A 9112-nucleotide genomic window follows, 5' to 3' on the forward strand; every position below is an offset into this window, starting at 1 on the left:
CGCACCCTGCGTCGAGCTGTGCAAATCTACCAATCGCTGAGCTTGGTGCCAGGGCCGTATTCCTGGCCCTCGACATCCTTCACCACGGCCTGGCCGCAGCGCATGACCTTGGTCTGCTTGTCGTAGGAATAGGTTGGCGAGCCGAACAGGTGCCAGCCCTTGTTTAGCGCTGCCGTCACCTTGTGGCAGAAGCTGGAATCGTCCGGGCCGGACAGAAAGCGGTAGAGTTTCATTTTTCATTCCTGTGATAAGTTGCCAATCATGCCCCGCTGGCGGTCGCCTTCGCCAGCAGTTTTTCGGCCTGCGCCAGATGCAGCCGTTCGAGCATCTTTCCATTCAGCGCAATGACTTGCCTGCCGGCATTTTCGGCAAGCGCGAAGGCCTCCTTGACCGCACGCGCTTCGGCCACCGCTTCGGCAGATGGCGCAAAGGCGCGGTTTGCGGCATCGATCTGGGCCGGGTGGATCAGCGACTTGCCGTCGAACCCCATGGCGGCTGCTTCCGTGCATTCGCGCGCAAAAGCCTCCAGATCGCGAAAATCGTTGAAGACACCGTCGAGCAGGTCGAGGCCACCGGCGCGTGCTGCGAGCACCATCTGCATCAGCCATGGCGTGAGATAGCGCCGGTCGGGCGTAGCGAGAATGCCGGTGTCCTTGACCAGGTCGTTCGTTCCGGCAACGAAACAGACCAGCCGCGAGGCCGGATCGCGGCCAAGCTCGGCAATCGGGCCGATGTTGAGCAGCGCCTTGGGCGTCTCGATCATCGCCCATAGTTTTACCTCGTCGGGTGAAAAATTGTCGTCGAGGACGTCGCCGGCTTCCAGGACGTCGCGCGGCGTGTCGACCTTGGGCAGCAGGATGGCGTCGGGCTCGCAGCTTGCCGCCGCCAGCAAGTCCCTGGCGCCCCATTCGCTGGAGAGCGGGTTGATGCGCACGACCATTTCGCAGCGCAGGTTTGCGCGGTGAGCGAAAATATCAGCCAGCTTTTCGCGCGCAAAAACCTTGTCGGCCGGGGCGACGGCATCTTCGAGATCGATGATGACGGCATCGCAGGCCAGCGACGAGATCTTGGCCAGCGCCTTGTCGTTCGAGGCCGGGACGTAAAGCACCGAGCGGCGCGGGCGGCAGGTTTCAGTCATGCCTGATCTATGCCGCCTGGAGGCGATCGAAGCAACCCGTCTGGCTTCTACCGGGCCAATCGCCTCAGGTTGAATTTTCCCTATCTTCAGGCGTTGGTGCTGCCCCTCACCTGCCTGCCGGCATCCTCTCCCCGTATAGTGACGGGGAGAGGGGCGCGCTCTCAATGATTTCGCCAATTTCCAGCGTTGTAGAATACACGCCACGGTTGCGACCGGTCACTTCTCCCCGTCTCTATACGGGGAGAAGTGCCCGGCAGGGCGATGAGGGGCGGCGACGACTTCGACAATTAGCGTCTCCGACACAAATTGAAAACTTTCATCTGGCTGAAGCGATTGCCCTGCACAAAAACTGCACAACATTGCGGAAAATCTCCTCGGACCCGCCTCGCTGCCTGCATTTCGGCCGGCGAAAAGGGCGCATGCAAGAGCGCGAAAGCCCCGTTGGTCCCTGCCCCTCCGCAATGACGGTTGCTGGCTCATCGATCCGCCGCGTTCGGCGACTCTCTTTCCCTCATCCGCAAATCTCCGCCCCCCGGCCGGATCAAAGCCGCTGAGAAAGCCCGATCATGACATCGTTGCCTACCGCCGCGCCGGGCAGTTGCGCGCGCCTCGGCGTTGCCGTGCTGCTTGCCGCGCTGGCCGATTTCTTCTTCTATGGGCAGCCGGTCGGCATCACGCTCTTCCTGTTCGGCATGACGCTGGCCGCCGCGGCCGCGGCGCTCAGCGCCGGCCGGGCCTGGTTCAAACCCGTTGCCCTGCTTGTCGGACTGCTGCCGCTCCTTGAAAATGTCAGTACGCTGTCCGTGGCGATCGGGCTTGCGGCGCTGGCCGTCTTTGCGCTTTCGCTGGTCGGGCGGCTGCGGCGCGGATTTGCCCGCATTGCCGGCCAGGTCGCGCTGTTCCTGCTCGCAGCGCCGTTTCGGTTCGTCCACGATTTCGTCCGCTTGCGCAAGGCGGCGCGGCGGTTTGGCCGGCGGCGCATCGGCTTCGCGGCGATCGCCGTCTGGATCATGCCGCTGACCCTGGGCGCAGTGTTTCTGGCGCTGTTCGGCGCCGCCAATCCGGTTATCGAATACTGGCTGTCGCTGATCGATCTCCACGCACTGCTCGACCTCATCCAGCTGCCGCGGCTGGCCTTCTGGCTGGTCGTGCTTGCCGGCGTCTGGGCTTTTTTGCGCCCGCGCCTGCCGCGCTTCTTGCGCCGCATTGCGCGTCGGGTGACACCTGTCCCTGTCAGCGCGGTGACGACGACGACAAAACCCGCCAGGGCGATCGAGGACATCATCTTCGGCAAGGCCGCCATCCTTCGCGCGCTGGTCATCTTCAACATCCTGTTCGCGATGCAGACCGCGCTCGACGCCACCTATCTGTGGGGCGGCATCGCCCTGCCCGACGGGCTGACCTACGCCGCCTATGCGCATCGCGGCGCCTATCCGCTGATCGTCACGGCGCTGCTCGCCGCCGGTTTCGTGCTGGCGGCGCTCAGGCCGGGAAGTGGCACTTCCAGCGATCCGTTCATCCGCCGGCTGGTCTATGTCTGGGTGGCGCAGAACATCGTGCTGGTCATCTCGTCGATCCTGCGGCTTGAACTCTATGTCGGCATCTATGCGCTGACCTACTGGCGCGTCGCCGCCTTCGTCTGGATGGGGCTGGTGGCGGCGGGCCTTGCCCTGATCATCGCCCGCATCGCGCTCGGAAAATCCAATGAATGGCTGCTTTCCGCCAATCTTCTGACGCTATCGGCGACGCTTTATGCCTGCTCGTTCATCAATTTTGCCGCCCTGATCGCCAACTACAATGTCGAGCACTCCTTCGAAATGACCGGCCACGGAACCGAGCTCGATTTCTGGTACCTGCGTTCGCTCGGTCCCAGCGCCCGGCCGGCACTCGATCGCTTCCTCGAGCAGCAGGCCAGGACCAATACGGCCAGCGTTTCCCCCTACCGCGAACTCGTCCGTTTGCTGGGACAGGACGAGGCCGGCTACCGCGCGGCCCAGGAAAACTGGCGCGCCTGGAGCTTTCGCGACTGGCGGCTCCTTCGCACTCTCGACACGTCCATCCCGTTCGTGGTTCCTCAGGGCTCCGAACCCTTCGTGCCGGGCCGCTGATCGATGCCGCATCACATCCTGATCGCCGACGATGATCCGCACATCCGCGAGATCATCTGCTTCGCGCTCGAAAAGGCCGGCATGAAAACGGTCGCGGTAGCCGACGGCGCCGCCGCCTTGCAGGCGATCGAGCGCCGCGCGCCCGATCTTGTCGTGCTCGACATAGGCATGCCGGAGATGGACGGGCTGGAGGTCTGCCGGCGGCTGCGGCACACATCCGATGTGCCGGTGCTGTTCCTGTCCGCGCGTGATGAAGAAATCGATCGCATCCTCGGGCTCGAAATGGGTGGCGACGACTATGTCACCAAGCCGTTCAGCCCGCGCGAGCTGGTCGCCCGCGTCAACGTCATCCTGCGGCGCGCCCGCCCGGCAAAAGCCGAACAGGCCGACGACAGGCAATTCTTGCACGGCCGTCTGGCTTTGCTGCCGGCCAGCCACGCCGCCAGCTTCGACGGCAGGCCGCTAGTGCTGACCTCGATCGAATTCGCCATCCTGAAAGGGTTTCTGGCGCGCCCGGCGCATGTGCTTGGGCGCGACATGGTGATGGCCAATGCCTATGCCGGCAACATCCATGTCGCCGACCGCACCGTCGACAGCCATATCCGCAACATCCGCGCCAAGCTGGCGGCGGCCGGCTGCACGGATGCGATCGAGACCGTGCATGGCGTCGGCTTCCGGCTCGGCCGGTGCGGCGCGTGACCGCGCATAAATGGCGGCCGCGCCTCGCCACGGTCGTTGTCGCCATCCTGATCATGGTGATGGCGCTGCCGCTGGTCGGCCTGTTCTTCTTCAGGCTCTACGAGAACCAGCTGATCCGCCAGACCGAGGCCGAGCTGATCGCGCAGGGTGCCGCCCTTGCCGCCATCCATGCGCAAGAGGTCCGCGACGTCGGCATCCCGGCTGAAAAGCTCGGCGCGGCCGTGCCTGCCGACAGCGACAATCCGGACTCTCCCTACCGGCCGATCGAGCCAAGCCTCGATCTTGCGTCCGACAGGGTTCTGGCGACACGGCCCGCGGCGACAGCCGCCACCGTCGATCCCGCCTTCACGGCGATCGGCGCGCGGCTGTCGGGTATTCTTGCCGAGACGCAGAAAACCACGCTTGCCGGCTTCCGGCTGCTCGATCCCAAAGGCGTCGTCATCGCCGGACGCGAGGAGATCGGCCTGTCGCTCGGCGCCGTCGGCGAGGTTCGCGCAGCCCTAGCCGGCCGCTATGCCAGCGCGCTCAGGCAGAGGATATCAGACGAGCCGCCACCTTCGCTCTATTCGGTCAGCCGCGGCACGAGAGTCCGCGTCTTCGTCGCCATGCCGGTCGCCGTCGACGGCAAGGTCGCCGGCGTCGTCTTTCTGTCGCGGACGCCGAACAACATCGTCAAGCATCTTTATGGCGAGCGCGGCAAGGTGGTGCTGGCGGCGATCGCCATCCTCGGCGGCACGCTGCTCATCGGCCTGATCTTCCTTCGCACCGTCAGCCGGCCGATCTACGCGCTGATGGAGCGGACAAAGCGCATCGCCGCCGGTGATCGAGCAGCGATCAGGCCGCTCGACCATCATGGCACGCGCGAGATGGCAGCGCTGTCCGACGCTTTCCTCGAGATGGCCGAAAAGCTGCATGCGCGCTCCGACAGCATCCAGACCTTCGCCACCCATGTCTCGCACGAGCTCAAATCGCCGCTGACGGCGATCCAGGGGGCGGCCGAACTGCTGCGCGATTCAGGTAGCGCAATGGACGAGGCCGAGCGGCGGCGGTTTTCAGACAATATCGTCACCGACGCCGGGCGGCTCAATCTGCTGGTGCGTCGTCTGCTCGACCTGGCGCGCGCCGAAAATCTTGCGCCCAGCGGCGAAAGCACGTCGCTCAGTGCGGCCCTGGCGCTGTTGCCGACCGGGGACAGGCTGGCGCTCCGGGTCGAGGCGGGCGGCGAGACCGGCCTGCGCATCTCGGCCGAGAACGCAGCGATCGTGCTCGCCAATCTCATCGACAATTCGGCAAGGCATGGCGCGACACTGGTTTCAATCACGGCGGCGAGCGCAGGCGGCAAGGCGACGATCCAGGTGAGCGACGACGGCGCCGGCATTTCGCTGAGCAACCGGGCGCGTATTTTCGAGCCATTCTTCACCACACGCCGCGATTGCGGCGGCACCGGCATGGGCCTCGGCATCGTTCTGGCCCTGCTGAAAGCGCATGATGGCACGATCCGCCTGGTTGACTCCGAGCGCGGCACGCGCTTCGAGATCATCTTGCCGGCTGTATGAATTGCAGCATGATCGTTTCAGAAAACCGGCTTCGGGATCATGCTTCAGAACTGGAGAAGCGAAAAAGTGCGCTACGACGTCGTCATCATCGGCGGAGCCATCGTCGGCTCCTCGATCGCCTATTATCTGCGCGAGGAAGGGTTTTCGGGCTCGATCGCGCTGGTCGAGCGCGACCCGCAGTTCGCCCATGCGGCGACGACGCTGTCCTGCGCTTCGATCCGCCAGCAGTTTTCGATTCCGCAAAACATCCGGCTGTCGCAGTTCACGCTGAAACTGTTCCGGCGGCTGACGGAAGAGTTCGGGGCCGACGCCGATATCGGTTTTCGAGAAGGCGGCTACCTCATCCTTGCCGGCGAGAACGGGTTGCCGATCCTCAAGGCCAATCACCAGACGCAGTTGGCCGAGGGCGCCGACATCGTGCTTGAGGATGCGGAGGCGCTCGTCCGCCGGTTTGCATGGCTGTCGGCCGAGGGCATCACCGCCGGCGCCTATGGCCGCAGCGGCGAGGGCTGGTTCGACGCGCATGCCATGCTGATGCTGTTCCGTAAGGCGCTGCGCGACAAAAAGATCGATTTCATCACCGCCGACGTGACCGGCATCGAACGGCAGGGCGACCGTGTCACCGGCGTCAGCCTCGACAATGGCGAAAGGCTCGACGCCGGTATCGTCGTCAACGCCGCCGGGCCGAATGCCGGAAAAGTCTCGGCAATGGCCGGACTGGTGCTGCCGGTGGAACCGCGCAAGCGCAATGTCTTCATCTTCGAGGCGCGCGAGAAATATGACGATATGCCGCTGCTGGTCGATCCCTCGGGCATCTATGTCCGGCCGGAAGGCTCGGTCTACATCACCGGCGGGGCCGAGCCGGAAGACGGCGACGGCCCCGCCGATCCCAGCGATTTCGAGCCCGACTGGCCGCTGTTCGAAGAGGTAATCTGGCCAGTGCTGGCGACCCGCATTCCGGCCTTCGAGGCGATCAAGCCGACGCGCGCCTGGGCCGGCCATTACGATTACAACACGCTCGACCAGAACGCGGTGATCGGCCCGCATCCGCAGGTGCAGAATTTTCTTTTCGCCAACGGTTTTTCCGGCCACGGCCTGCAGCAGGCGCCGGCGGTCGGCAAGGCGCTGGCCGAGCTGATCGTGCATGGCGGTTTTCGCACGGTGGACTGCTCGGCGTTTGGGTACAGCCGTGTCGCTGAGGGGCAGGCTTTCAGGGAGTTGAATGTGATCTGAGGCTGGCGGACAGAAGGGGTGCTGTCCTCGGCACCAAAGGGTTCCGCACCGCAAGGCCAGCCGTCAGCGCTCGCGGCCAAACCAGAACGCGTCCGCCATCCGCGTCATGCCGATCCGTTCGTAGAAGCCGACGGCGTCGGGCACGGAGATCAGTGACATGGCGACGGATGGTCCGAGCCGCCGCCGCGCTTCGTCGAGCAGGCCCTTGCCGATGCCGAGCCCTTGCGCCGATTTGCAGACGGCGAGCTCGGAAATATAGCACACCCACGAGAAGTCGGTGATGCCTCGGGCGAGGCCAATCAGCGGCTTGCCAGGCGCATCGAGGCGCGCCGTCAACACCAGATCTGCATTGGCAAGCATCGCCTTCAGACGGACGTCGTCATCGATGGGCCGAGTGACACCGAGGCCGGATTCCACCAGCACGCGGCGGAACTCGGCTGCGTCGAGGTTCGGTTCGCTGGCGTAGAGTACTTTGGGACGTGTTGTCATGCCGGCCAAGGTGCACCATAGGGCGGCAACTTTGAAGCGGTCCGTGTTCTAGGACCAAAGCTTGCGAAAACAGCCGCCTTTTATTTGCCTGCAGCTTTGTGTAAACCGGGCGCCAATACATCCCCGCAGCGAAAAGAAGACGGGCAAGACCTATGGAAAAATTCACCAAGCTCACCGGCGTTGCCGCGCCGATGCCGATCGTCAATGTCGACACCGACATGATCATTCCCAAGGATTATCTCAAGACGATCAAGCGCACCGGGCTCGGCAGCGGACTGTTTGCCGAAATGCGCTACACGGACGACGGCTCGGAAAACCCCGACTTCGTGCTCAACAAGCCGGCCTACCGCAAGGCGCAGATTTTGGTCGCCGGCGACAATTTCGGCTGCGGCTCGTCGCGCGAGCATGCGCCGTGGGCGCTGCTCGACTTCGGCATACGCTGCGTCATCTCGACCTCGTTCGCCGACATTTTCTACAACAACTGCTTCAAGAACGGCATCCTGCCGATCACCGTCAGCCCGGAGGATCTGGACAAGCTGATGGACGACGCCTCGCGCGGCTCCAACGCAACCCTGTCGATCGACCTCGAAGCCAAGGAAATCCGCGGTCCGGACGGCGGCGTGGTCACGTTCGACCTCGACGACTTCAAGCGGCACTGCCTCTTGAACGGGCTCGACGATATCGGCCTGACCATGGAGAAGGCCGACGCCATCGCCTCGTTCGAGAAGAAGAACGCCGAGCTGCGGCCCTGGGCCTGAACGGTAGGATGACCCCGGCCGCGACAGGCCGGGTTCGTGGCGGCTGCACGGAGGGACAGGCATGACACGTTCGCTGCTTGCCGGCGCCTGGGCGCTGGCGTGGATTCTGATGCCGGTGGCTGGCGCGCATGCACAGACCGACACGGTGCTCGTGCCGGCTGACGATGCGTCCGGCGGGGCCGCCGACCTGGGCGCGTCGAGCAATGCGGCCCTGGCCGAGGATGACCGCCAAGCACCGGTCCCGTTCGAGAATGGGCAGCTGACCATCACCCAGCAGGAAGACTATGGCGAGAAGGTGCTGGCCTATGACGGCAAGCAGCTGGCGCGCAATTACGATGTCTTCTTCGACAGGATTGTCGAGGTCGGCGGCGTCACGGTGGCGCTGGTCGATGTCGGCGACGGCGGCAATCAATGCGGTCCGGCCAAGGTGATCGTGTGGAAGCCGGAAGGCGGCACGATCCAGACGACCACCGTCGAGCAGGATGAATGCGGCGCACCGCCGGCCGCGCTATCCGACGGCACCATCTATTTCGTGCCCAATCTCTTGCCGGGCGAATCGAAGCCGGCGCTGCAATGGTCGCCGACCGGCGGGTTGTCGACCTCGGGCAACCTCGCCTACATGCCGGAGCCGGGTACAGGCTGGAAAGATGTCGACCCGACGCAATACGACAGCATCGTCGATGCCTTCCATAACGAGGCCATCTACAGGCAAGCCGCGACGCTGCTCGGCAAGGAGATGCCCGACATGGCGACCAGCCTGCTGGTCGGCGGCGGCACCGAGAAGACCGCCTCGGGCGTCTTCTACGCCAGCGGCTGCATGCCGCATGATTGCGGCGGCGACGACGGCTTCATGGCGATCGATCCGGCTAACCACAAGCTCTATTTCGCCCGCCGCGGCGACAAGCCCGAGCCGGATGCGTGGCCGGCGGTGAACACGTGGCCGGCCGAGGTCAGGGAAGCGATGGACAAGGCGCTCGTTTCGCCGAATTAGCTTCTCTGCCTCATGCCTTCGTTCCCGAGGCGGGGCCGAGCTGCGGCAGTCATAACCTTAGAGCGTCGGCCGTGAACAATGAGAGGGATCAGGCTTCGAGTTCCTTCGGCTGACTTTGAGGGGCGGTGAGGAGAAGCCAC

Annotated in this window: 9 protein-coding genes; 6 read left to right on the forward strand and 3 right to left on the reverse strand. The window is 64.4% G+C overall.

The features are described 5' to 3' along the window. Positions 1 to 26: 26 nt before the first annotated feature. Positions 27 to 233: a DUF1737 domain-containing protein gene (locus AC0L18_RS31045; RefSeq protein ID WP_023804277.1), complete on the reverse strand. Its 207-nt coding sequence runs from the start codon at positions 231 to 233 to the stop codon at positions 27 to 29. 26 nt (positions 234 to 259) lie between these two features. Beyond that, positions 260 to 1138 (reverse strand): HpcH/HpaI aldolase/citrate lyase family protein, encoded by an 879-nt coding sequence (locus AC0L18_RS31050; RefSeq protein ID WP_473495544.1) that lies wholly within the window; start codon positions 1136 to 1138, stop codon positions 260 to 262. A 566-nt stretch (positions 1139 to 1704) separates the two neighbouring features. Between AC0L18_RS31050 and AC0L18_RS31055 the strand changes: the two genes are divergently transcribed. From AC0L18_RS31055 to AC0L18_RS31070, 4 genes are all read left to right on the forward strand, one after another. Further along, a complete protein-coding gene (locus AC0L18_RS31055; RefSeq protein WP_473495545.1) occupies positions 1705 to 3246 on the forward strand; it encodes a DUF4153 domain-containing protein in 1542 nt (513 codons plus the stop codon). Between the two features lie 3 nt (positions 3247 to 3249). Next, a complete protein-coding gene (locus tag AC0L18_RS31060; RefSeq protein WP_287240072.1) occupies positions 3250 to 3945 on the forward strand; it encodes a response regulator transcription factor in 696 nt (231 codons plus the stop codon). A 59-nt stretch (positions 3946 to 4004) separates the two neighbouring features. Then, positions 4005 to 5501, forward strand: coding sequence for an ATP-binding protein (locus AC0L18_RS31065; RefSeq protein ID WP_473495548.1), 1497 nt, complete (start codon positions 4005 to 4007; stop codon positions 5499 to 5501). A gap of 66 nt (positions 5502 to 5567) precedes the next feature. Beyond that, positions 5568 to 6734 carry an NAD(P)/FAD-dependent oxidoreductase gene (locus tag AC0L18_RS31070; protein WP_473495546.1) on the forward strand — a complete coding sequence of 389 codons (1167 nt, stop codon included), beginning with the start codon at positions 5568 to 5570 and terminating at the stop codon, positions 6732 to 6734. 63 nt (positions 6735 to 6797) lie between these two features. Here the strand turns inward: AC0L18_RS31070 and AC0L18_RS31075 are convergent, their stop codons facing one another. Next, positions 6798 to 7223, reverse strand: coding sequence for a GNAT family N-acetyltransferase (locus tag AC0L18_RS31075; RefSeq protein ID WP_287075162.1), 426 nt, complete (start codon positions 7221 to 7223; stop codon positions 6798 to 6800). 152 nt (positions 7224 to 7375) lie between these two features. Here AC0L18_RS31075 and leuD point away from each other — a divergent pair, with 152 nt between their 5' ends. Further along, complete coding sequence (gene leuD, locus AC0L18_RS31080; RefSeq protein ID WP_287075163.1) at positions 7376 to 7981, forward strand: 3-isopropylmalate dehydratase small subunit; 606 nt, start codon at positions 7376 to 7378, stop codon at positions 7979 to 7981. Between the two features lie 61 nt (positions 7982 to 8042). Continuing rightward, a complete protein-coding gene (locus tag AC0L18_RS31085) occupies positions 8043 to 8972 on the forward strand; it encodes a hypothetical protein (protein ID WP_473495547.1) in 930 nt (309 codons plus the stop codon). Positions 8973 to 9112 lie beyond the last annotated feature (140 nt).

This window comes from Mesorhizobium sp. WSM4819 (assembly GCF_055811215.1).